Source organism: Streptomyces sp. P17, assembly GCF_032436805.1.
Lineage (GTDB): Bacteria > Actinomycetota > Actinomycetes > Streptomycetales > Streptomycetaceae > Streptomyces.
This window is the reverse complement of sequence record NZ_JAVRBF010000086.1, coordinates 1-24,049: the sequence shown is the minus strand read 5'-3', so window position 1 is coordinate 24,049 and position 24,049 is coordinate 1. Positions and strand designations below refer to the sequence as shown.

Sequence of the window (24,049 nt, the reverse complement as noted above, 5' to 3'; positions counted from 1 at the left end):
ACAACGTCGGCCTTCAAGACCACAACCGGGTCTCGAAGGCCGACGTCACGCAGGGCCCCGGATTAACCAACAGCGTCAAGACACTCCCCGGGGCCTTCCTTGCACACGGCGGCCGGGGGCGCCCCGTCAGGGGCGCGGGGAACCGCGCGATCGACCACAATGGACCTGTGGCCGCTCACCTGCCGCCGCAGTCACGGCGAGTAGGCGTCGGCCCACCCGCCGCAGGCTCTACGCCCCCGGCGAACACTCCCCACTCCGGGATTCCCCGAAGGGACCAGCGCGTTAGGGTCCATGAATACGAGGGCAGGGGAGTCACCGCGGCTCCAGCCCCGCAGGGAAACGTGAGACGGCCCGGCGCCGTCGTAAGACGAGCAGGTGGATACGTGACGAATCTGATGCCCTCCGCCGCCGGCGAGCCTTCCATCGGCGGTGGCCTCGGCGACCATGTCTACAACCGACTGCTCAACGAGCGGATCATCTTCCTCGGCCAGCCGGTCGACGACGACATCGCGAACAAGATCACCGCGCAGCTGTTGCTCCTTGCCGCAGACCCGGACAAGGACATCTACATGTACATCAACAGCCCCGGCGGCTCGATCACGGCCGGCATGGCGATCTACGACACCATGCAGTACATCAAGAACGACGTGGTGACCATCGCCATGGGCCTCGCCGCCTCCATGGGCCAGTTCCTGCTCAGCGCGGGCACCCCCGGCAAGCGCTTCGCGCTGCCGAACGCCGAGATCCTGATCCACCAGCCGTCCGCCGGCCTCGCCGGCTCGGCCTCGGACATCAAGATCCACGCCGAGCGACTGCTGCACACCAAGAAGCGCATGGCCGAGCTCACCTCGCAGCACACGGGCCAGACGATCGAGCAGATCACCCGCGACTCGGACCGCGACCGCTGGTTCGACGCCTTCGAGGCCAAGGACTACGGCCTCATCGACGACGTCATCCCCACGGCCGCCGGCATGCCGGGCGGCGGCGGTACCGGAGCGGCGTAAGGACCTGTACGGGCCCTCAGGACCCACCACAGGGCCGTACCAGCCTCCACCCGCCCCCAGCCACCGCCACAGCCTTTTGGAGACACCGTGAACACCTTCCCCGGCAACGGCCTCTACGACCGTCCGCAGGCCGAGTACACCGGCCCCGTCGCCGAGTCCCGCTATGTCATCCCGCGCTTCGTCGAGCGCACCTCACAGGGCATTCGTGAGTACGACCCGTACGCGAAGCTCTTCGAGGAGCGGGTGATCTTCCTCGGCGTGCAGATCGACGACGCCTCCGCCAACGACGTCATGGCGCAGCTGCTGTGCCTGGAGTCGATGGACCCCGACCGGGACATCTCGGTCTACATCAACAGCCCCGGTGGCTCCTTCACCGCGCTGACGGCCATCTACGACACGATGCAGTTCGTGAAGCCGGACATCCAGACGGTCTGCATGGGTCAGGCGGCCTCCGCCGCCGCCATCCTGCTGGCGGCCGGTACGCCCGGCAAGCGCATGGCGCTGCCGAACGCGCGCGTGCTGATCCACCAGCCGTACAGCGAGACGGGCCGCGGTCAGGTCTCGGACCTGGAGATTGCCGCGAACGAGATCCTCCGGATGCGCGCGCAGCTGGAGGAGATGCTGGCCAAGCACTCCACCACGCCGATCGAGAAGATCCGCGAGGACATCGAGCGCGACAAGATCCTCACGGCCGAGGACGCCCTGTCGTACGGCCTGATCGACCAGATCATCTCCACGCGGAAGATGAACAACGCAGCCGTGCGCTGAGCCGGAGGCTGTATCGTCGGCCGCTCCTTGGCACGGTGCACGACAAAGTGAACCGTGCCAAGGGGGGCCCGAACGAGGGCCCCGGCAAGGTACCGTCGGATTAAGGCAGCACCAGGAGCCGCTGGACCTAGGCGTCTCCCAGGCGAAGGGGAAGCACACCGTGGCACGCATCGGTGACGGCGGCGATCTGCTCAAGTGCTCGTTCTGCGGCAAGAGCCAGAAGCAGGTCAAGAAGCTCATCGCAGGGCCCGGTGTGTACATCTGCGACGAGTGCATCGATCTCTGCAACGAGATCATCGAGGAAGAGCTCGCGGAGACCAGCGAGGTGCGCTGGGAGGAGCTCCCGAAGCCCCGCGAGATCTATGAGTTCCTTGAGGGGTATGTGGTCGGCCAGGAGGCGGCCAAGAAGGCGCTCTCCGTCGCGGTGTACAACCACTACAAACGGGTCCAGGCCGGTGAGAACGGCGGCGGTCAAAGCCGCGAGGACGCCATCGAGTTGGCGAAGTCGAACATCCTTCTGCTGGGCCCCACGGGCTCCGGGAAGACCCTGCTGGCCCAGACCCTGGCCCGGATGCTCAACGTCCCGTTCGCGATCGCGGACGCGACGGCGCTGACGGAGGCGGGCTATGTCGGCGAGGACGTCGAGAACATCCTGCTGAAGCTGATCCAGGCGGCGGACTACGACGTCAAGAAGGCCGAGACCGGGATCATCTACATCGATGAGATCGACAAGGTCGCGCGGAAGAGTGAAAACCCGTCGATCACGCGGGACGTGAGCGGCGAGGGCGTCCAGCAGGCATTGCTCAAGATCCTCGAAGGCACGACGGCCTCGGTCCCGCCCCAGGGCGGCCGCAAGCACCCCCACCAGGAGTTCATCCAGATCGACACGACGAACGTGTTGTTCATCGTGGGCGGTGCCTTCGCGGGCCTGGAGAAGATCATCGAGTCCCGGGCCGGCGCCAAGGGCATCGGCTTCGGCGCGACCATCCGCTCGAAGCGCGAACTGGAGGCCAAGGACCAGTTCGAGGACGTCATGCCCGAGGACCTGGTCAAGTTCGGCATGATCCCCGAGTTCATCGGCCGGCTCCCGGTCATCACCTCGGTCCACAACCTGGACCGCGAGGCCCTGCTCCAGATCCTGGTAGAGCCCCGCAACGCGCTCGTGAAGCAGTACCAGCGCCTCTTCGAACTCGACGGCGTGGAGCTGGACTTCGAACGCGAGGCCCTGGAAGCCATCGCCGACCAGGCCATCCTCCGCCAGACCGGCGCGCGGGGCCTGCGCGCCATCATGGAGGAAGTCCTCATGTCCGTGATGTACGAGGTCCCGTCCCGCAAGGACGTGGCCAGGGTCGTCATCACAGCGGACGTGGTCCACTCCAACGTCAACCCGACCCTGATCCCCCGCGAGGCGCGGAACGGGCGCGGGCCGGGGGAGCAGAAGACGGCGTAGCACCAACTGACGTGTGAAGGGGCCCCGGTCAACGGACCGGGGCCCCTTCATCGTTGCTCGGCGTGTCAGATCTTCACACGAACTTCCTTGCGGAGCTTGGCGGTGAGCTCGGCCGCCTGCGTCGGGTCGGCGTCCTTGCCGGCCGCGATGTCGGCGATCTCCATGGGCATCACGAACCCGATGGTGCTGTAGTCGCCCCAGATGCAGTACGTCATGTTCATCTCGGTCGGCTCACCCGAACCCGCCGTGGCCCCGGTGTTCTCCATCGTGGCCTGCTGGCACTTCAGGACGGTGCCGTCGAACCCCTCGGGGGTGTACGGCTTCGGATCGCCCTTGAAGGTGACGTTCTGCTTGGCGGCGTCCTTCTTCATGGAGGCGAAGAGGCCGTCGACCGCCTTCTCGGGGTCCTCGATCTCGCCGTAGACACCGCCGAACGACAGCAGCTTGCCCGCCAGCGGGTTGCTCTCGTCCTCACCGGCCTGGTAGTCCGCGTTGACGTCCTTGGGGTTCTTCACACCCCACTTCTCGGCGTCCTTGAGGTCCTTCTCGGTCATCCCGCCGCCGGCACTGCCGCCCTTGCTCTTCTTGTACTCAGTGAGGACGGTGGCCGGAGTGGTCAGCTTGTGCGGGCCGTCGTCCCCGGCGTCCGAGCTGCTGCCCCCACCCCCGCCGACCACGAAATACACGCCCACGCCGATCGCGGCCACGACCGCCACCGCGCCGAGGATGATCCCCGTCTTCTTCTTGCCGCCGCCCGGGGCCGGGGGCTGGGGGACGGTGCCGTACTGCGGCTGCTGGCCGTAGGGAGGCTGGCCGCCGTACGGGGGCTGCTGGGGCGGGACGCCGCCCTGCTGGGGGTAGCCGTAACCCGGCTGGGGTGCCTGCGGCTGCTGGGGGTAGCCATAGCCGGGCTGCGGAGCCTGCGGCTGCTGGCCGTACGGACCCGGCTGGCCGTACGGTCCGGGCTGCTGGGGCTGCCCGCCGTACGGGCCCGGCTGGTTGTAGCTCATTACTGGGTTCCCCTCCAGATGCTTATGTGTTCACGACATCCTGGCGCAATCACAACGGGCGCATGGCATCGGGGCCCCCACCGTTACAGAACAAAGCCGTTTCGGGACACCACCGCGACACCCCTAAACTGACCCCGTGACCGAGAACGCTCAGCAGCAGCCACCAGCGCCCAACACCGAACTGCCGACCCAGTACGCGCCGGCCGACGTAGAGGGGCCGCTGTACGAGCGCTGGGTGGAGCGGGGTTACTTCGAGGCCGACGAGAAGAGTGACAAGCCGCCGTACACCATTGTCATTCCGCCGCCGAACGTCACCGGCAGCCTGCACCTGGGCCATGCCTTCGAGCACACCCTCATCGACGCACTGACCCGCCGTAAGCGCATGCAGGGGTACGAGACGCTCTGGCAGCCCGGCATGGACCACGCGGGTATCGCCACCCAGAACGTCGTCGAGCGTGAGCTCGGCAAGGAGGGCAAGTCCCGGCACGACCTCGGCCGCGAGGCTTTCGTCGAGCGGGTCTGGCAGTGGAAGGGCGAGTCCGGCGGGCAGATCTCCGGGCAGATGCGTCGGCTCGGCGACGGCGTGGCCTGGTCGCGTGAGCGCTTCACCATGGACGAAGGGCTCTCCCAGGCCGTCCAGACCATCTTCAAGCGGCTCTACGACGACGAGCTCATCTACCGCGCCGAGCGCATCATCAACTGGTGCCCGCGCTGCCTCACCGCGATCTCCGACATCGAGGTGGAGTACCAGGACGACGAGGGTGAGCTCGTCTCCATCCGGTACGGCGAGGGCGACGACTCCATCGTCGTGGCGACGACCCGCGCCGAGACGATGCTCGGCGACACAGCCGTCGCCGTCCACCCCGAGGACGAGCGCTACCGCCACCTCGTCGGCCGCGAGATCGAGCTGCCCCTCACCGGCCGCCGTATCCCCGTCGTCGCGGACGAGCACGTCGACCCCGAGTTCGGCACCGGCGCCGTCAAGGTCACCCCGGCCCACGACCCGAACGACTTCGAGATCGGCCAGCGGCACGACCTGCCGGCCGTCACGATCATGGACGAGCACGCCGTCATCACCGCCCACGGCCCCTTCCAGGGCCTGGACCGACTGGAAGCGCGGTCGGCGATCGTCGCCGCGCTGCGCGCCGAGGGCCGGATCGTCGCCGAGAAGCGGCCGTACGTCCACTCCGTCGGCCACTGCTCGCGCTGCAAGACCACCATCGAGCCGCGCCTGTCCATGCAGTGGTGGGTCAAGGTCGGCCCGCTGGCGAAGGCCGCCGGTGACGCCGTCCGCGACGGCCGTGTCAAGATCCACCCGCAGGAGATGGAGAAGCGGTACTTCGACTGGGTCGACAACCTCCACGACTGGTGTATTTCACGGCAGTTGTGGTGGGGTCACCGGATCCCCGTCTGGTACGGCCCGAACGGTGAGGTCGTCTGCGTCGGTCCGGGCGACGAGGTCCCGACCGGCGAGGGCTGGCACCAGGACACCGACGTCCTCGACACCTGGTTCTCCTCCGGCCTGTGGCCCTTCTCGACCCTCGGCTGGCCCGAACAGACCGAGTCGCTCGCGAAGTTCTACCCGAACTCCGTCCTGGTCACCGGCTACGACATCCTCTTCTTCTGGGTCGCCCGGATGATGATGTTCGGCCTGTACGCGATGGACGGCACACCGCCGTTCCACACCATCGCCCTGCACGGCATGGTCCGCGACCAGTTCGGCAAGAAGATGTCGAAGTCCTTCGGCAACGCGGTCAACCCGCTGGACTGGATGGACAAGTACGGCAGCGACGCGCTCCGCTTCACCCTCGCCCGCGGCGCCAACCCCGGCGTCGACGTCCCGATCGGCGAGGACTGGGTCCAGGGCTCCCGCAACTTCGCCAACAAGATCTGGAACGCGACCCGCTTCGCGCTGATGAACGGCGCGACGGTGGAGGGCCCGCTGCCGGCGCCCGAGCAGATGTCGGCGACGGACCGCTGGATCCTCTCCCGCCTCAACTCCGTCGTCGCCGAAGTCGACGCGCTCTACGAGGACTTCCAGTTCGCGAAGCTCTCCGACGCGCTGTTCCACTTCGCGTGGGACGAGGTCTTCGACTGGTACGTCGAGCTGTCCAAGACCACCTTCCAGGCGGGCGGCGCGCCGGCCGAGGTCTCCAAGCGAGTCCTGGGCGAGGTCCTCGACGTCACGCTCAAGCTGCTGCACCCGGTGGTCCCGTTCGTCACCGAGACCCTCTGGACCACCCTTACGGGTGGCGAGTCGGTCGTCATCGCCGAGTGGCCGAAGGACAGTGGCTTCCGCGACAAGGCGGCCGAACGGGAGATCGAGAGCCTCCAGTCGGTCATCACCGAGGTCCGCCGCTTCCGCGCCGACCAGGGCCTCCAGCCCGGCCAGCGCGTCCCGGCCCGGCTGACCCTGGACGGCACGGCACTGGCGCCCCACGAGGCCGCCATCCGCCAGCTCCTGCGCCTCCAGCCGGAGGGCGGCGCCTTCACGGCCACGGCGACCCTGCCGGTCGCGGGCGCGGAGGTCGCCCTCGACCTCTCCGGCACGATCGACATCGCGGCGGAGCGCAAGCGCCTCGCGAAGGACCTCGCGGCGGCGGAGAAGGAGAAGGCCCAGGCCACGGCCAAGCTCGGCAACGAGGCCTTCCTGGCGAAGGCCCCGGACAACGTCGTGGAGAAGATCCGCGGCCGCCTGGCGAAGGCGGACGAGGACATCGCGAGGATCCAGTCCCAGCTGGACAGGCTGCCGTCCGCGTAGGCGTACGTACGACATCGAAGGCCCCCGGAACCTTGGGTTCCGGGGGCCTTCGCCCACGTCTGTCAGTCCGCCTCCGTAGACTGGGCCCCGTGAGTGAAAGCGACCCCTTCGACGAGATCATCGCGGAAGAGACCGACCGCGACCCCGATCTCGCGGTCATCGAGGCCGGCAGCCGCACCCTGCGCACCCAGGGCGGCCCGCCGCAGGCAGACGTACCGGCGCGCCCCGAGGACCCCGAGGTCGACAAGGCCCTGCGCGAAGTCGAAGCGGAGCTCGCCACCCGCTGGGGCGAGACCAAGCTGGAGCCCTCGGTCAGCCGTATCGCCGCGCTGATGGACGTCCTGGGCGAGCCGCAGCGCTCGTACCCCTCGATCCACATCACGGGCACGAACGGCAAGACCTCCACCGCCCGCATGATCGAGGCCCTCCTCGGCGCCTTCGAACTGCGCACGGGCCGGTACACCTCCCCGCACGTCCAGTCGATCACCGAGCGCATCAGCCTCGACGGCGCCGCCATCGACGCCGAGCGGTTCATCGAGACGTACCACGACATCAAGCCGTACATCGAGATGGTCGACGCCCAGCAGGAGTACCGGCTGTCCTTCTTCGAGGTGCTGACCGGCATGGCGTACGCCGCCTTCGCGGACGCGCCCGTCGACGTGGCCGTCGTCGAGGTGGGCATGGGCGGCTCCTGGGACGCCACGAACGTCATCGACGGTGATGTCGCCGTCGTCACCCCCATCGACCTGGACCACACCGACCGGCTCGGCGAGACGCCCGCCGAGATCGCCACGGAGAAGGCGGGCATCGTCAAGCAGGACGCCACCGTGATCCTGGCCCAGCAGCCGGTGGACGCGGCGCAGGTGCTGTTGAAGAAGGCCGTGGAGGTCGACGCGACGGTCGCCCGTGAGGGGCTGGAGTTCGGGGTGGTCTCCCGGACGGTCGCCGTCGGCGGACAGCTCGTCACCCTGCGCGGCCTCGGCGGCGAGTACCCCGAGGTCTATCTCCCGCTGCACGGCGCCCACCAGGCGCACAACGCCGCCGTGGCGCTCGCCGCCGTGGAGGCGTTCTTCGGGGTCGGCGCGCTGCGCGCCGAGCCGCTCGACGTCGACACCGTCCGCAAGGCCTTCGCGGCCGTCTCCTCGCCGGGCCGTATGGAGGTCGTACGCCGGTCGCCGACCATCGTGCTGGACGCCGCGCACAATCCGGCCGGCGCCCGGGTGACCGCCGAGGCGATCGGGGAGGCCTTCGACTTCAGCCGGCTGATCGGCGTGGTCGGGGCCAGCGGCGACAAGAACGTACGCGGGCTGCTGGAGGCCTTCGAGCCGATCTTCGCCGAGGTCGTGATCACGCAGAACTCCAGCCATCGCGCGATGGACGCCGACGAACTGGCCGCCATCGCCGTGGAGGTGTTCGGCGACGAGCGGGTGCAGGTCGAGCCGCGGCTGCCGGACGCCCTGGAGGCCGCGATCACGCTGGCCGAGGAGGAGGGCGAGTTCGCGGGCGGCGGTGTGCTCGTCACCGGTTCCGTCATCACCGTGGGCGAGGCCCGGCTGCTGCTGGGGAAGGGCTGAGGTTCCAAGCATGCGTACGCTCTGTGCGTCGACCCTGATCGGCGAGTTCTTCGTCATCGGCTTCGCCGGTCTGGTCGCCATGAAGGACCCCGATCTGTCCGTGTCGACGGTGTGGACGGTCAGCGGGATCGCGATGTTCCTGTGCCTGCTGCTGTGCGGTCTGGTCACCCGGCCCGGGGGCATCGCCCTCGGCTGGGCGCTCCAGGTCGTGCTGATCGCCTCCGGGTTCGTCGTGCCGTCGATGTTCTTCCTCGGCGCGGCCTTCGCGGCCCTGTGGTGGGCCTCGGTGCACTACGGACGGAAGATCGACGAGGCGAAGGCGAGATTCGCGGCGCAGGCCGAGGCCTCCACCCCGGACGCGGCCTGACCCCCTACACCTGACGCTGCGTAACAAGTGCCCGGACACGCCGGGTAACCTCGTCTTCCCGCACACCTTGATGCACTAAGGAGCCCGTCGTGACCCAGCGCACCCTCGTCCTCCTCAAGCCCGACGCCGTACGTCGTGGCCTGACCGGCGAGATCATCAGCCGGATCGAGCGCAAGGCGGGCTGGCAGATCACCGCGCTGGAGCTGCGCACCCTGGACCAGGAGACCCTGGAGCAGCATTACGGGGAGCACAAGGGCAAGCCGTTCTACGAGCCGCTGGTCGAGTTCATGTCCTCGGGACCCGTCGTCGCGCTGATCGTCGAGGGCGAGCGGGTCATCGAGGGCGTACGCGCGCTGGCAGGACCGACCGACCCGATCGCCGCCGCGCCCGGCTCCATCCGTGGCGACTTCGGCGTGATCGTCCGTGAGAACCTCATCCACGCCTCCGACTCCGAGGAGTCCGCCGAACGCGAGGTGAAGATCTTCTTCCCCGGGCGCGCCTAGGGCACAGCGCGGCAGTTGAGGGAGCCCGGGGGCAATGCCCCCGGACTTTCTGGCATATGCGGGGCGTTCGGGGGAACGAGACTCCCCGAACGCTCGTCTCCGAGAGCGAACCCGCACATCATCTGCTGACAATGGCGAAGGACCCTCACGCCGTGTTCGCGAAGGCGCGTCTACGATGGAAGCCTTCACGTCACAGCACCCACCTCGCCGACCTGAAAAGCCCTCAAAAGCTCGTGGGAAGGCCAGACGAATCCTGATGGGGAACTCAATGTCGTTCATCGGCCGTGACATGGCTGTCGACCTCGGGACCGCCAACACGCTGGTGTACGTCAGGGGTCGCGGGATCGTACTCAACGAGCCGTCCGTCGTCGCGATCAACACCAACACCGGTGGCATCCTCGCGGTCGGCGCCGAAGCGAAGAAGATGATCGGGCGCACGCCCGGCAACATCGTTGCCGTGCGTCCGCTGAAGGACGGCGTCATCGCCGACTTCGAGATCACCGAGCGGATGCTGCGCTACTTCATCCTGAAGATCCACAAGCGGCGGTATCTGGCTCGTCCGCGGGTCGTCGTCTGTGTGCCCTCGGGCATCACGGGCGTCGAGCGCCGCGCCGTCATCGAGGCGTCGTCCCAGGCCGGCGCCCGTCAGGTGCACATCATCGAGGAGCCCATGGCCGCGGCCATCGGCTCCGGCCTGCCGGTCCACGAGGCCACGGGCAACATGGTGGTCGACATCGGCGGCGGCACCACGGAGGTCGCGGTCATCTCCCTCGGCGGCATCGTCACCGCCCAGTCCATCCGCGTGGCGGGCGACGAACTGGACAACGCGATCATCCAGCACATCAAGAAGGAGTACTCGCTCCTGCTGGGTGAGCGCACGGCAGAACAGATCAAGATCACGATCGGTTCCGCGTACGACCTCGATGCTGACGAACACACCGAAATCCGCGGCCGGGACCTCGTCTCCGGGCTGCCCAAGACCGTCGTCATCTCCGCCGCCGAAGTACGCAAGGCGATCGAAGAGCCCGTCAACGCCATCGTCGACGCCGTCAAGACGACCCTCGACAAGTGCCCGCCGGAGCTGTCCGGCGACATCATGGACCGCGGCATCGTCCTGACCGGCGGCGGCGCCCTGCTGCGCGGCCTCGACGAGCGGCTGCGCCGGGAGACCGGTATGCCGATCCACATCGCCGAGGATCCGCTGGACAGCGTGGCGCTCGGCTCCGGCAAGTGCGTCGAGGAGTTCGAGGCGCTCCAGCAGGTCCTGGACGCCCAGCCCCGCAGATGACGTAACTCTTCGATTCCGCCGTACGAGACGATCTCCTCTCGTACGGCGGATCGTTGATATAGAGCCATAAGCTCCCACAAAGCAGCCCCTCGGGTTTCCCTGGGGCTTGAAGAATTCCTATGAGGAAGGGCACGGCCGCCGCACGTGAGGGACACACGAGAGAGCCGGCTGCTCCTGGTGCTGCTGATCGCCATCGCGTTCGCGCTGATCACGGTGGACATCCGCGGCGGGGAGGACTCCCCGGTCGACGGTGCCCGGCAGGCCGCGGCCACGGTCTTCGGCCCGATCGAGAACGGCGTGTCGGCCGCGGTCGACCCCGTCGGCAACGCGGTCTCCGCGATCCGTGACTCCGGCGAACGGCACGACCGGATCGCCGAGCTGGAGAAGGAGAACGCCGCCCTCAAGGCGAAGCTCGGCAGCGACGACCGCAACCGCAGCAGACTCTCCCAGCTCGACAAGATGCTGAAGACCGCGGGCAAGGGGCAGTACGGCATCAAGGGCGCGCAGGTCATCGCGATAGGAGCGGCCCAAGGCTTCTCCTGGACCATCACCATCGACGCCGGTGCCAACGACGGGCTCAAGCGCGACATGACGGTCCTCAACGGGGACGGTCTGGTCGGGCGGGTGACGACCGTCGGTCCCAACAGCGCGACCGTGCTGCTCGCCAACGACCCCGACTTCACCGTCGGCACCCGCATGGAGGGCAACGACGAACTCGGCTTCGCCTCGGGACAGGGCGACGGCCCGCTGCGCGTCGAACTCCTCAACGGCAAGGCGCAGGTCAAGAAGGGCGACCGCCTTGTCACCTTCGGCTCGCAGGCCGACAAGCCCTTCGTGCCGGGCGTGCCGGTCGGCGTGGTCAGCCGCGTCGACCCCTCCGCCGGCGACCTGACCCGCACCCTCTACATCACGCCGTACGTCAGCTTCACCAAGCTCGACATCGTCGGCGTCGTCGTCCAGGCCCCCAAGAAGGATCCGCGCGACACGGTGCTCCCCGACAAGCCCAAGCCGACCCCCACGCCGACCGTGACGGTCACCGTCACCCCGTCCGCGCCGGTCGACGGCCAGTACCCGCAAGAAGAGCAGTAGGAGCTGAAGCCCCATGCGCGTCAACCGAATCCTGCTCTCCTCCTCCCTGGTCGTCGTCGCCCTGGTGCTCCAGGTCAGCGTCCTCGCCCGCCTCCATCTCCCCGGCGCCGTCCCCGACCTGCTCCTGCTGACGGTCCTGGGCCTCGCCATGGTCTACGGCCATGTCGGCGGCGCCCTCGTCGGCTTCGGCGCGGGCCTCCTCGCCGACCTCGCCCCACCCGCCGACCACGCGGCCGGGCGCTACGCCCTGGTGCTGTGCGTCGTCGGCTATCTCGCCGGGCTCGTCAAGCCGGAGAACGGCCAGCTCAAGTCGGCGACCGGACCCATGGCCGTGGTCGTCGCCGCGGCCATCGGCTCCACCCTGCTCTACGCCGGTGTCGGCGCCCTCGTCGGCGACACCGCCGCCCGCCATGTCGGCCTCACCAGCCTGCTGTTCACGGCCGCGCTCTACGACCTGCTGCTCGCCCCCTTCGTCGTCCCAGGGATCATGGCGCTGGCCCGGCGCGCGGAGAACGATCCGCTTGCGGAGACCAACTCCTCGGCGAAGAAGGCCGACATCTCCACCGGCTGGCTCTCCGGCGGCACCGGACTGCGCATCGGCAGCCAGCGCGGCGGCCTCGGCGGTCTGAAGGTGAAGGCGGCACGGGTGCGCACCGCCCGCGCCGGACGCATCAAGGGGGTCAAGCGGCTGTGAGGGCGCGGAACTTCACCCGAACGGGTCTGCCTGGGCGGAACGCCGCCTCACAGGTCGGCCGTTCATCATTCGTACGCGCACACCCGCCGGCGCACTGAGAGGGGGCGGCAGCCACAGTGACCAACATCCCCGAGACCGGGCGGACCCCACGGGTCCAGATCCGACTCGTCGTGATCCAGATCCTTGTCCTGTCCCTCCTCGGCACCCTCGGCGGGCGGCTGTGGTACCTCCAGATCCGGGAGGGCTCGGAGTACGCCAAGGAGGCCTCCGGCAACCACGTCCAGCAGGTCGTCGACCCGGCCGTGCGCGGCTCGATCCTGGACGCGCGCGGGGTGCCGCTGGCCGACAACGAGACACGGCTTGTCGTCTCCGCCTCCCGCACCGACCTGCTGAAGATGAAGGACGACGGCAAGGCCGTCCTCACCAAGCTCGCCGGTGTACTCGGGATGAAGCCCAAGGAAGTGATGGAGAAGGTCCGGCTGTGCGACGCCGAGACCCCCCAGCCCTGCTGGAACGGCTCGCCGTACCAGCCCATCCCCATCACCGACGAGGCCACCGCCAAGCAGGCCCTGCAGATCCGCGAGCGCGCCGAGGACTTCCCCGGCATCACCGCCGAACCGCAGGCCGTCCGCCGCTACCCGGGCCCCGGCGGCTCCAACACCGCCCAGGTCCTCGGCTATCTCTCCCCGGTCACCGACGAGGAGATCACCAAGGCCCAGGACACCGACTCGCCCTACCTCCGCTCCGACCAGGTCGGCCGCTCCGGCATCGAGCGCCAGTACGACAAGGAGCTGCGCGGCAAGGCCGGCGTCACCCGCTACGAGGTCGACAACCTCGGCAGGGTCATCGGCGAAGCCGAGGCCGACGCCGCCCAGCCCGGCTCCAACCTCGTCACCAGCATCGACGCCCGCGTCCAGCGCGTCGCCGAATACGAGCTGAACGAGGCGATGAAGACGGCCCGCAAGGAGTGGGACCGCAACACCCAGCAGCGGTACAAGGCCGACGCGGGCGCGATCGTCGTGATGGAGGCCAAGACCGGCCGGATCGTCGCCATGGCGTCCAACCCGACCTACGACCCGAACGCCTGGGTGGGCGGTATCTCCGCCAAGGACTACAAGCAGCTCACCGGCAAGTCCTCCAACTACCCGCTGCTCAACCGCGCCATACAGGGTCAGGCAGCCCCCGGCTCGATCTTCAAGGTGGTCTCCACGGCCGCCGCGGTCCAGGCGGGCTACGCCTTCGACGGCCGCTACAACTGCTCCAGCTCCTACTCCGTCGGCGGCCAGGTCTTCAAGAACTTCGAGTCCCAGAACCACGGCCCGATCGACCTCGGCCGCGCCCTGGAGGTCTCCTGCGACACCGTCTACTACCAACTCGCGCACAGTGAGTGGAAGAAGGACGGCGGCATCAACCCCAAGGGCAAGCCGAAGGACTACTTCTACAAGGCAGCCCACCAGTTCGGCCTCGGCCAGGAGACCGGTATCGACCTGCCCAACGAGGTGGCCGGCCGGGTCCCGGACCGCGAGTGGAAGCAGTCCTACTGGAAGGCCAACAAGGACGCCTGGTGCAAGACCGGCAAGAAGGACGGCGACTACGTCGAGAAGATCGCCTACGAGAACTGCCTCGAAGGCAACAAGATGCGCGCCGGTGACGAGATCAACTACTCCATCGGCCAGGGCGACACCCTGGTGACCCCGATCCAGATGGCCACCATCTACGCGGCCATCTCCAACGGCGGCACCCTGTACAACCCGACGGTCGGCAAGGCGATCATCAGCGCCGACGGCAAGCAGGTCTCGGAGATCGAGCCCAAGGCGCACGGCAAGCTGCCGGTCACCCAGCAGACGCTGGCCCAGATGAACGAGGCCCTGGCCGGCGTCGCCACCCGCGGCACCGCCGCCTGGCGGTTCGGCGGCTGGCCGCAGGACGAGATCCCGATGCACGCCAAGACCGGTACCGCCGAGGTCTACGGCAAGCAGACGACGTCCTGGTTCGCCACGTACACCAAGGACTACTCGATCGTCATGACGATCTCCCAGGGTGGTACGGGCTCCGGCGCCTCGGGCCCCGCCGTCCGCAACGTCTACGACGCGCTCTACGGCGTCTCCGACGACGGCGCCATCAACAAGAAGAACGCGCTGCTGCCGACCCCGCAGAAGAACCTGCCGAAGATCCAGACGGACGGTTCGATCCTCTCCCCGAAGGTCGCCAAGGACCCGGCGAAGGACCAACGGGCCAGCCAGGAAGGCGTGCCCGAGCAGGACGGGCAGCAGCAGGCGGCGACGGTGGGGACACCGACGACGGAAAATCGCGAGACGCGCCGCCGCAGGCAGCGCCGACGGCGCCCGAGGAGGCTGACGTGACCGGCGCCAACAGCTTCCAGGTATCCGGGTACGGACCCGAACGGGCGGGCTGGACCCGGCTGTTCGCCCGGGACTCACTCGCCCGCCGACTGGACTGGCCGATACTGTGCGCGGCGCTCGCACTGTCGCTGGTCGGCTCGATCCTGGTGTTCTCGGCGACCCGGAACCGCACCGAGATCAACCAGGGCGACCAGTACTACTTCCTGGTCCGGCACATCATGAACACCGGCATCGGCTTCGCGCTGATGATCGGCACGGTCTGGCTCGGCCACCGCACCCTGCGCACCGCGGTGCCGATCCTGTACGGCGCCTCGGTGTTCCTGGTCCTGCTGGTGCTCACCCCGCTCGGCTCCACGATCAACGGCGCCCACTCCTGGATCAAGCTCCCCGGCGGCTTCTCGCTGCAGCCCTCCGAGTTCGTGAAGGTCACGATCATCCTCGGTATGGCGATGCTGCTGGCGGCGAGAGTGGACGCGGGCGACAAGCCCCACCCGGACCATCGCACGGTGCTCCAGGCGCTGGGTCTGGCCACCGTGCCGATGCTGATCGTGATGCTGATGCCCGACCTCGGTTCGGTCATGGTGATGGTGATCATCGTGCTGGGCGTGCTGCTGGCCTCCGGCGCCTCGAACCGCTGGGTGTTCGGGCTGCTGTCGGCGGGCGCCGTCGGGGCGGTCGCCGTGTGGCAGCTGCGTATCCTGGACGACTACCAGATCGCCCGCTTCGCCGCCTTCGCCAACCCGAGCCTCGACCCGGCGGGCGTCGGCTACAACACCAACCAGGCCCGTATCGCCATCGGTTCGGGCGGACTGACAGGGGCCGGGCTGTTCAACGGCTCCCAGACGACCGGCCAGTTCGTGCCCGAGCAGCAGACCGACTTCGTGTTCACGGTGGCGGGAGAGGAGCTGGGCTTCGTCGGCGGCGGGCTCATCATCGTTCTGCTCGGCATCCTGCTGTGGCGGGCCTGCCGGATCGCCCGCGAGACGACCGAGCTGTACGGCACCATCGTGGCGGCCGGAATCGTGGCCTGGTTCGCCTTCCAGTCCTTCGAGAACATCGGGATGACCCTCGGCATCATGCCGGTCACCGGTCTTCCGCTGCCGTTCGTGTCCTACGGCGGATCGTCGATGTTCGCGGTGTGGGTCGCCGTGGGGCTGTTGCAGTCGATCCGGGTGCAACGGCCGATGTCCGCATAGCCGCCGGTCACTCCCTGTTTCCCTGGGGTTCGGCTCAGGTAGGCCCTGTTGTGCCGCCATGACTCCCACTAGATTCGGGTCATGGCGGACACGAGGCGTGAGATCGAGCGGAAGTACGAGTCCGACGAGAGCGGTCTGCCGGACCTGACCGGCGTCGCCGGGGTCGCGGCCGTCATCGACAAGGGCGTTGTCCAACTGGACGCCACCTACTACGACACCGAGGACGAACGCCTGGCCGCGTCCTCGATCACCCTGCGCCGCCGCACCGGAGGGTCCGACGCGGGCTGGCACCTGAAGCTCCCCGTCGCCACCGGTGTCCGGGACGAGATCCAGGCGCCGCTGTCCGACACCGTGCCGCGCACCCTCACCGGCCTGGTCCGCTCCCGGGTCCGTGACACCGAACTGCTTCCCCTGGTCCGGCTCCGCTCCGACCGCGATGTCCGCCACCTCGTCGACGCCGACGGGGCACTGCTGGCCGAGGTGAGCGTGGACGCCGTACGCGCCGAACGCATCGGCACCGGGGCCGGCGCCCAGTGGACCGAGATCGAGGTGGAGCTCGCCGACGGCGGCGACCCCGCCTTTCTCGACAAGGTCGACAAGCGGCTGCGTAAGGCGGGGGTACGCCCCTCGGGAGCTGCCTCGAAGCTGGCCAGGGCGCTGGCGGAAACGGTCCCGAAGAAAAAGCGGCGCGCAAAGAAGGCCGTGGAGCCCGTCAGCGCGGGCGATCACGTCCTCGCCTATCTGCGCGCCCAGCGGGACGCCATCGTCGAGCTCGATCCGGCCGTGCGGCGGGACGAGTACGACTCCGTGCACCGGATGCGGGTCGCCACCCGGCGGATGCGCAGCGCCTTCAAGTCGTTCGGGAAGGTCGTCGACCGGACGGTGACCGACCCGATCGGCGAGGAGCTGAAGTGGCTGGCCGGGGAGCTCGGCGTCGACCGGGACCAGGAGGTGCTGACCGAGCGGCTCACCGCGGCCCTGGACGAACTGCCCAGGACCCTGCTGACCGGCCCCGTCCGCACCCGGCTGCGCACCTGGTCCCACGCCCGCCGCGGCGGCTCCCGCCGGCGCCTGATCGCCGTACTCGACGGCAAGCGGTACCTGGAGCTGCTGGCGGCGCTGGACGCCCTGGTGGCCGAGCCGCCCCTGCTGGAAAAGGCCTCCGGGAAGCCGGAGAAGGTGATCAAGACGGCCGTAGGAAAGGACTTCGGGAAGTTGTCCGCGCTGGTCGAGGAGGCCCTCGGCGCCGCACCGGGGCAGGAACGCGATCTCGCGCTGCACGAAGCGCGCAAGAAGGCGAAGCGGACCAGGTACTCGGCGGAGGCGGCCGTACCGGCACTCGGCTCCCCGGCCCGCGACCTGCTGAGGTCGATGAAGAACCTGCAGAACCTGCTCGGCGACCACCAGGACAGCGTGATGACCCGGGAGGCCCTGCGGGAGCTGGCCCGGCAGGCGCAGGGGGCGGGGGAGAGCTCCTTCACCTACGGGGTGCTGTACGGGCGGGAGGAGCACCGCGCGGCCGACGACGAGGCCGAGCTGCCGGCGGCCTGGGGCCTGATCAAGGAGCGGTCGGCCTTCTGAGCGTGCGAGGCACCGCCGCGGTCGCGTTAGGCTGGATGGTCACCCCTGTCCGTTCAGTCCAGCTCATGAAGGTACGCGAGATGCCTGCCGAAGTCGCTGCGTCGGTGTTCCCGCAGCTCGAAGCCCTGCTCCCGCATGTGCAGAAGCCGATCCAGTACGTGGGCGGAGAGCTCAACTCCACGGTCAAGCCGTGGGAGAGCTGCGACGTCCGCTGGGCGCTCATGTACCCCGACGCCTACGAGGTAGGTCTGCCCAACCAGGGCGTCATGATCCTCTACGAGGTCCTCAACGAACAGGAGGGCGTCCTCGCCGAGCGCACCTACAGCGTGTGGCCGGACCTGGAGGCCCTGATGCGGGAGCACGGCGTCCCGCAGTTCACGGTGGACAGCCACCGCCCGGTGCGCGACTTCGACGTGCTGGGCCTGAGCTTCTCCACCGAGCTCGGCTACACCAACATGCTCACCGCCCTGGACCTGGCGGGCATCCCGCTGGAGTCCAAGGACCGCACGGTCGACGACCCGATCGTCCTGGCCGGCGGCCACGCGGCCTTCAACCCCGAGCCGATCGCGGACTTCATCGACGCGGCGATCATCGGCGACGGCGAGCAGGCCGTGCTCGACATGACGAAGATCATCCGCCAGTGGAAGGCCGAGGGCCGCCCCGGTGGCCGCGAGGAGGTCCTCTTCCGGCTGGCGAAGACGGGCGGGGTGTACATCCCGGCTTTCTACGACGTGGAGTACCTGCCGGACGGCCGTATCGCGCGTGTGGTCCCCAACAAGTCGGGCGTGCCCTGGCGGGTGTCGAAGCACACGGTGATGGACCTCGACGAGTGGCCCTACCCCAAGCAGCCGCTGGTGCCGCTGGCGGAAACGGTCCACGAGCGCATGTCGGTGGAGATCTTCCGCGGCTGCACCCGCGGCTGCCGCTTCTGCCAGGCCGGCATGATCACGCGTCCGGTCCGTGAACGCTCCATCACGGGCATCGGCGACATGGTCGAGAAGGGCCTGAAGGCGACGGGCTTCGAGGAGGTGGGCCTGCTGTCGCTGTCGTCGGCGGACCACTCGGAGATCGGCGACATCGCGAAGGGCCTGGCGGACCGGTACGAAGAGGACAAGATCGGCCTCTCCCTGCCCTCCACCCGCGTGGACGCCTTCAACGTGGACCTGGCCAACGAGCTGACCCGCAACGGCCGCCGCTCGGGCCTGACCTTCGCGCCCGAGGGCGGCTCGGAGCGCATGCGCAAGGTCATCAACAAGATGGTCTCGGAAGACGACCTGATCAGGACCGTCGCGACGGCGTACGGCAACGGCTGGCGCCAGGTGAAGCTGTACTTCATGTGCGGCCTGCCGACGGAGACCGACGAGGACGTCCTCCAGATCGCCGACATGGCGACAAAGGTCATCGCCAAGGGCCGCGAGGTCTCCGGGGCGAACGACATCCGCTGCACGGTCTCCATCGGCGGCTTCGTCCCCAAGCCCCACACCCCCTTCCAGTGGGCCCCGCAGCTCTCCGCCGAGGAGACGGACGCCCGCCTGGAGAAGCTCCGCGACAAGATCCGCGGCGACAAGAAGTACGGCCGCTCCATCGGCTTCCGCTACCACGACGGCAAGCCCGGCATCGTCGAGGGCCTCCTCTCCCGCGGCGACCGCCGCATCGGCGCCGTCATCCGCGCCGTCTACGAGGACGGCGGCCGCTTCGACGGCTGGCGCGAGCACTTCTCCTACGACCGCTGGATGAGCTGCGCCGACAAGGCGCTGGCGCCGTTCGGCGTGGACGTCGACTGGTACACGACGCGCGAGAAGACGTACGAGGAGGTCCTCCCCTGGGACCACCTGGACTCCGGCCTCGACAAGGACTGGCTCTGGGAGGACTGGCAGGACGCCCTCGACGAGACAGAGGTCGAGGACTGCCGCTGGACGCCCTGCTTCGACTGCGGGGTGTGCCCGCAGATGGACACCCACATCCAGATCGGCCCGACCGGCAAGAAGCTGTTGCCGCTGACCGTGAAGAATGCGGCGTCGGCGCCCAGTGGGCACGCCCACTGAGTTTGTTGGGGCCCTTTCCGCGCGGGAAGGGCCCCTTTTTCATGCCGGCTGCGGGCGGGGTGCGCCGATGGACAGTCTGGTGCGGGCGAAGTCGTGGTTGGCGGTTACTCGTTCGCGGTGTTCCGCGGGCAGCTTTCCGCCGTCCAGGAGTTTCTCGCATGCCTCCAGTGACTCGCGGTACGTGCCCATCCAGTACGCCGCCACCGCCAGCTCGTCCAGGCACCGCCAGTCGTACCAGCCGTGTTCGACGAAGAGGATGTCGTCGGGCTGGGGGATCTCCACCGCGCGCCGCGCGAAACAGGTAGGCGAGCGGCCAGCGTTCCCCCTGCACGCGGCACAAGTGGGCGAGTTCGCCGAGTGGTTCGGCCCGGGTGGGCCGGAACTCGTGGGCGTCCAGGAAGCGGGCCATGACCTCGGGCGTGCGGTGCTTCAAGGTCAGGGCGAGGCGGGCCGCGTAGAACCGGGAGCAGAACGCCTCCTCGGCGAAGCCAGCCATGTCCGCGCGGCGGTCGTAGGCGGCGAGTGCCTTCGCCGGTTCACCGGGGTCGCGCCAGCTCTGGGTGAGGTAGAAGGCGTAGCGGCTGTTGTCCGGTTCCTTGGCGAGTCCGTCCTTCAGGATCGCGGCGTCCCGCAGGTACTTCGTGCGGGCGCTGCCCTGCGACCGTCCGCCGCCGCCCATGATGACGGTGCGGACGCCGTCGAGGGTGGCGGCACCCAGGACATCGTCCGCGATGGGCTGGAGGTCACGAATTCCGGCGTACGCCCTGGCGATCGGTCGCTCTCGGTCGCCGGGGTCAGTGCGGCCCGCAGCTCGAAGTTGTTCTGGTCCCGGCTGGCGTCGGTGTCGGCGCACGGACCGGCCGCGCCAGTGGCGCCCGTGGCACCGGTCGCCCTTGTGGCACCCGTGGCGCCTGGCGTGCCGCCCTCTCCCGGAGCGGGTGGCGCCTGGCGTGCCGCCCTCTCCCGGAGCGCCCGTGGCACCGGTGGCCCCCTTCGGGCCGGTGGCACCCGTGGCGCCCGTCGCGCCGCGGCACTTGTCCTTGTCGCCCGTGTACGCCTCCGCGCCCGATTTGGGCTTGTGCGGCTTGTGCGGCTTGCAGTCCTTGCCCGTGTACGGCGTCGCGGTGGACTTGTCGTCGGACACGGCGTGGGCGGCAGCCGCGGCGGGCGTGACCACTCCGGCCGCGATGACCAGAGCGAGGGAGGTCAGTACCCCTGCCCTCTGGAAGCGGGCCCGGGCCAACGGCCCCAGCAGCGAAGGTGTGTGTCGAGGACTCATAGGCATGCTTCTTGGCACGAATCGGTCCGGGGGAGTCCCGGACCTCAGTGCGAGGGCGACCTGAACGCCCCACGACAGCCGTCGCGCAGAGGGGAGACGCGCCGCCAAGTAGGTAAAACGGTCTGGCGGACAAATGAAACGGCCCAACGGCCCTGGTGAAGCCGTGACGGCATCGCAACCCGCGCGGTGCATCCATGCCGTCGGCCGTCGCGTCTTCGCCGGTATGGAACCGCAGAAGTCGCTGCCCGAACCCCGGCAACCGGAAGGCTGCCTCGTCACCGCCATCCGCATCCCGGTGCGGATCGTCGTGCTGGTGCTGGTCGTGCCCGTGCGGATGGTGTGGGACGCGTTGGTGGTCGCCTGGCGGTTCTTGACCGACACCGTGTTCCGGCCCGTCGGGCGGGCGTTGCTGTGGGCCGGGCGGGCGCTGTTCGTGTGGCCCTTCGTGGGGCTGTGGCGGTATGTGCTGGTGCCGCTCGGGCGGGGGCTTGCCTGGCTCGGGAACGTGCTCGTCGTCGTACCCGTGGTGTGGGTGTACCGGTGTGTGCTCACTCCCTTCGGACACGCCCTCGCCTGGGTCGGGAGGGGGATCTGGGCCGGGCTTGAGTGGGTCTACGCGCGCGTGCTGACGCCCGTCGGGCGTGCCTTCGCGTGGGTGCTCCGGGGGATCGGCGTCGGCCTTGCCGCGTTCGGTGTCGGGGTGTACGCCGCTGTGGCCTGGCTCGTGCGGTTTTTGGTCGTCGTACCCGCGCTCTGGGTCTGTCAGTGGGTGCTCACGCCCATGGGGCACGCCTTCATGTGGGTCGTGCGGGGGGTCTGGCTCGCGCTGTACTGGATCACTCGGGTGTTGTTCCTGCTGCCGGCGCTGGCTGTGTGGCGGTGGGTGTTGGTGCCCGTCGGGCGGGTGCTCGCCGTGATCGGGCGGGAGATCTGGGACGCGCTCGGACATGCCTGGCGGGTGGCCGGGCGGATTTCGCTGGCTGTCGGGCGGTTCCTCGGGGCCCTCTTCCGGTGGATCTTCGTTGAGCCGGTCCGGTGGGTTTACCGGAGCGTTCTCACGCCCGTCGGGCATGTCGTCCGGGACGCGGTGCTGCGGCCCTGTGCCGAGGCCGCGCGCAGTGTGGGGCGGGCCACCCGGGAGGCGCTGGCCGCGGCGCGGGAGTCCGTGCGGCAGGCCCGTGCCGACTTCCGGCGGATGATGTTCGGGGAGCCCCGGAAGCGGGAGGCGGTGGCCCGGCGGGAACCTCCGGGCGCCGAGACACGTACTCTTGGTAGCAGTACGACCGCTCTCACGAAGGACTAGGACACTGGGCAAGCGACAGCCCGAAGGCCCGCCGCCCGCACCCGCGGTGCAGCGCATCCGACTGCGCTACACCAAGCGCGGCCGCCTGAGGTTCACCAGCCACCGAGACTTCCAGCGCGCCTTCGAGCGTGCGCTGCGCCGTGCCGACGTACCGATGGCGTACTCGGCGGGGTTCACGCCGCATCCGAAGGTGTCGTACGCCAATGCCGCACCCACCGGCACGGGCAGTGAGGCGGAGTACCTGGAGATCGCGCTCACCGAAGCGCGGGATCCGGAGAAGCTCAGGATGCTGCTCGACGAGTCGCTGCCCGCTGGGCTCGATGTCATCGAGGCGGTCGAGGCCCGGACCTCCGGGCTCGCCGACCGGCTGACCGCTTCCGTATGGGAGCTGCGGCTGGACGGTGTGGAGCCGGACCGGGCCGAGCAGGCCGTGGCCGCCTTCAACGCCGCCGAGTCCGTCGAGGTCCAGCGCAGGACCAAGAACGGCATCCGGACCTTCGACGCCCGCCCCGCGGTCGTGGATCTTGAAACGCACAGTACGACGGCTGATAGGCCGACCGACCAGCCCTGTGCGATACTGCGCCTGGTTGTTCGGCACGTGACGCCTGCCGTACGACCCGACGACGTCCTGTCCGGTCTCCGCGCCGTGGCCGACCTGGCGCCGCCGGTCCCCGCAGCGGTGACCAGGCTGGCGCAGGGGCTGTTCGATGAAGAGACCGGCACGGTGACCGACCCGCTCGCGCTCGACCGCGAGGCGGCGACGGCTACGGCCGGTTCCGCTGCCGCCGCGAAGGCGCCGGCGTAAGGAAGGTCCCGCGAAGGGACGGACGTCGTAGCGCCGCCCTCGTACTCGGGAGCCACCTGGGTCGGGCAGCGCACCGACCAGAAGACTTTCGCCAGGCCGTACGCATTCGGCGTACGGAACCGGCGAGACAGGACACAGAGAGCTCCCGTGCGGCGCCCGCGCCCCGGACGGCGGCAGTCGCGTACGACGCGAGCCGCGGACGTCACCGGCATATCGCCGGACCAGGCGCGGCGCCCGGGAGCCTGACGGGAGAAACGCCCGCATGCTCGAGCCGATCGAACCCACAGAGGGTTCCGAACCGAACACCCCCAGCGACACCTTGCCGCCGCGTCGTCGGCGCCGTGCCGCATCCCGGCCGGCGGGTCCGCCCGTCGGCAATGCGTCCGCCGAATCCGCGACCGAGGTCGCGCCGGCCATACCGGACGACGAGAAGGCCGAGGTCGAGGAGACCGTGGTCGCCGTGACTCCGGAGATCGACGAGGCCGAAGAGATCGCAGAGGTCACCGAGGCCGAGGAGGCCACCGAGGCCGAAGCCCCGGTCGCCGTCGTCGACGAGGCCCCCGCAGGCGGCCGTACGCGCCGCCGTGTGGTCCGTCGGGCCTCCGCACCCGCCGGAGCGCCCACGTCCGCCGAGGCCGCGGAGACCATCGTGCCCGCGACCACCTCCGCGGAGGAGCAAGCGCCCGCCACCGAGAGCGTCGAGGCCGCCTCGTCCGCCGGTGCCGTCGAGGACGCCGCCCCGCGCCGCGCCCGTCGTCGTGCCACCCGGAAGGTGACCGCGCCCGCCGGTGCGCCCGAGGCGGCGGAGATCGTCGCCTCCGTGGAGGCCGCGCCGGTCGAGCAGGCCGAGGAGGTCGCGCCGGCCGAGGAAGCTGCGCCCGAGGGGCGTACGCGTCGTCGTGCCACCCGGAAGGTGACCGCGCCCGCCGGTGCGCCCGAGGCGGCGGAGATCGTCGCCTCCGTGGAGGC

The 24,049-nt window shown here is 69.2% G+C and carries 18 protein-coding genes and 1 pseudogene; 17 read left to right on the top strand and 2 right to left on the bottom strand.

Annotated elements, in window-relative coordinates; all coding sequences use genetic code 11:
- The first annotated feature begins 395 nt into the window (after positions 1-395).
- The 3 genes from RMT89_RS36190 to clpX all read left to right on the top strand — a co-directional run bounded on the left by RMT89_RS36190 (position 396) and on the right by clpX (position 3,222).
- A complete protein-coding gene (locus tag RMT89_RS36190; RefSeq protein ID WP_315888001.1) occupies positions 396-1,004 on the top strand; it encodes an ATP-dependent Clp protease proteolytic subunit in 609 nt (202 codons plus the stop codon).
- 87 nt (positions 1,005-1,091) lie between these two features.
- Entirely contained in the window at positions 1,092-1,772 is a 681-nt protein-coding gene (locus tag RMT89_RS36185; protein WP_315887999.1) for an ATP-dependent Clp protease proteolytic subunit, read from the top strand.
- Between the two features lie 160 nt (positions 1,773-1,932).
- Positions 1,933-3,222, top strand: a complete 1,290-nt coding sequence (clpX, locus tag RMT89_RS36180) for an ATP-dependent Clp protease ATP-binding subunit ClpX (protein ID WP_315887998.1) — start codon at positions 1,933-1,935, stop codon at positions 3,220-3,222.
- Positions 3,223-3,287: 65 nt separating this feature from the next.
- Here clpX and RMT89_RS36175 read toward each other — a convergent pair whose 3' ends face one another.
- Entirely contained in the window at positions 3,288-4,232 is a 945-nt protein-coding gene (locus RMT89_RS36175; protein WP_315887997.1) for a hypothetical protein, read from the bottom strand.
- Positions 4,233-4,368: 136 nt separating this feature from the next.
- Here RMT89_RS36175 and RMT89_RS36170 point away from each other — a divergent pair, with 136 nt between their 5' ends.
- The 11 genes from RMT89_RS36170 to RMT89_RS36120 all read left to right on the top strand — a co-directional run bounded on the left by RMT89_RS36170 (position 4,369) and on the right by RMT89_RS36120 (position 19,693).
- The gene (locus RMT89_RS36170) at positions 4,369-6,993 is read left to right on the top strand and encodes a valine--tRNA ligase (RefSeq protein WP_315887996.1); all 2,625 of its coding nucleotides are present in this window, start codon (positions 4,369-4,371) and stop codon (positions 6,991-6,993) included.
- Positions 6,994-7,082: 89 nt separating this feature from the next.
- Entirely contained in the window at positions 7,083-8,567 is a 1,485-nt protein-coding gene (locus RMT89_RS36165) for a folylpolyglutamate synthase/dihydrofolate synthase family protein (RefSeq protein WP_315887995.1), read from the top strand.
- A 10-nt stretch (positions 8,568-8,577) separates the two neighbouring features.
- Positions 8,578-8,934, top strand: coding sequence for a DUF4233 domain-containing protein (locus RMT89_RS36160; protein ID WP_315887994.1), 357 nt, complete (start codon positions 8,578-8,580; stop codon positions 8,932-8,934).
- Positions 8,935-9,023: 89 nt separating this feature from the next.
- Complete coding sequence (gene ndk / locus RMT89_RS36155) at positions 9,024-9,437, top strand: nucleoside-diphosphate kinase (protein ID WP_186280864.1); 414 nt, start codon at positions 9,024-9,026, stop codon at positions 9,435-9,437.
- Between the two features lie 268 nt (positions 9,438-9,705).
- A complete protein-coding gene (locus tag RMT89_RS36150; protein ID WP_004931372.1) occupies positions 9,706-10,725 on the top strand; it encodes a rod shape-determining protein in 1,020 nt (339 codons plus the stop codon).
- Positions 10,726-10,869: 144 nt separating this feature from the next.
- On the top strand, positions 10,870-11,814 hold the full coding sequence (gene mreC, locus RMT89_RS36145) for a rod shape-determining protein MreC (RefSeq protein WP_315887993.1): 945 nt from the start codon (positions 10,870-10,872) through the stop codon (positions 11,812-11,814).
- 13 nt (positions 11,815-11,827) lie between these two features.
- On the top strand, positions 11,828-12,508 hold the full coding sequence (mreD, locus tag RMT89_RS36140) for a rod shape-determining protein MreD (RefSeq protein WP_315887992.1): 681 nt from the start codon (positions 11,828-11,830) through the stop codon (positions 12,506-12,508).
- A gap of 116 nt (positions 12,509-12,624) precedes the next feature.
- A complete protein-coding gene (gene mrdA / locus RMT89_RS36135) occupies positions 12,625-14,871 on the top strand; it encodes a penicillin-binding protein 2 (RefSeq protein WP_315887991.1) in 2,247 nt (748 codons plus the stop codon).
- Positions 14,868-16,067: a rod shape-determining protein RodA gene (gene rodA, locus RMT89_RS36130; RefSeq protein ID WP_315887990.1), complete on the top strand. Its 1,200-nt coding sequence runs from the start codon at positions 14,868-14,870 to the stop codon at positions 16,065-16,067. Before mrdA ends, rodA begins: the two co-directional genes overlap by 4 nt.
- 81 nt (positions 16,068-16,148) lie before the next feature.
- Positions 16,149-17,648: a CYTH and CHAD domain-containing protein gene (locus RMT89_RS36125; protein ID WP_315887989.1), complete on the top strand. Its 1,500-nt coding sequence runs from the start codon at positions 16,149-16,151 to the stop codon at positions 17,646-17,648.
- Positions 17,649-17,728: 80 nt separating this feature from the next.
- Entirely contained in the window at positions 17,729-19,693 is a 1,965-nt protein-coding gene (locus RMT89_RS36120) for a TIGR03960 family B12-binding radical SAM protein (protein ID WP_315887988.1), read from the top strand.
- 39 nt (positions 19,694-19,732) lie between these two features.
- Here RMT89_RS36120 and RMT89_RS36115 read toward each other — a convergent pair whose 3' ends face one another.
- Positions 19,733-19,975, bottom strand: a complete 243-nt coding sequence (locus RMT89_RS36115) for a hypothetical protein (protein WP_315887987.1) — start codon at positions 19,973-19,975, stop codon at positions 19,733-19,735.
- Between the two features lie 1,220 nt (positions 19,976-21,195).
- On the opposite strand from RMT89_RS36115, the gene RMT89_RS36110 reads away from it, so the two are divergent.
- The 3 genes and pseudogenes from RMT89_RS36110 to RMT89_RS36100 form a co-directional block, all read left to right on the top strand.
- Positions 21,196-22,275, top strand: coding sequence for a hypothetical protein (locus tag RMT89_RS36110; RefSeq protein ID WP_315888000.1), 1,080 nt, complete (start codon positions 21,196-21,198; stop codon positions 22,273-22,275).
- Between the two features lie 46 nt (positions 22,276-22,321).
- Positions 22,322-23,080, top strand: coding sequence for a TIGR03936 family radical SAM-associated protein (locus RMT89_RS36105; RefSeq protein WP_315887986.1), 759 nt, complete (start codon positions 22,322-22,324; stop codon positions 23,078-23,080).
- A 262-nt stretch (positions 23,081-23,342) separates the two neighbouring features.
- Positions 23,343-24,049 (top strand): annotated as a pseudogene (locus RMT89_RS36100) (ribonuclease E/G); the annotation flags it as partial.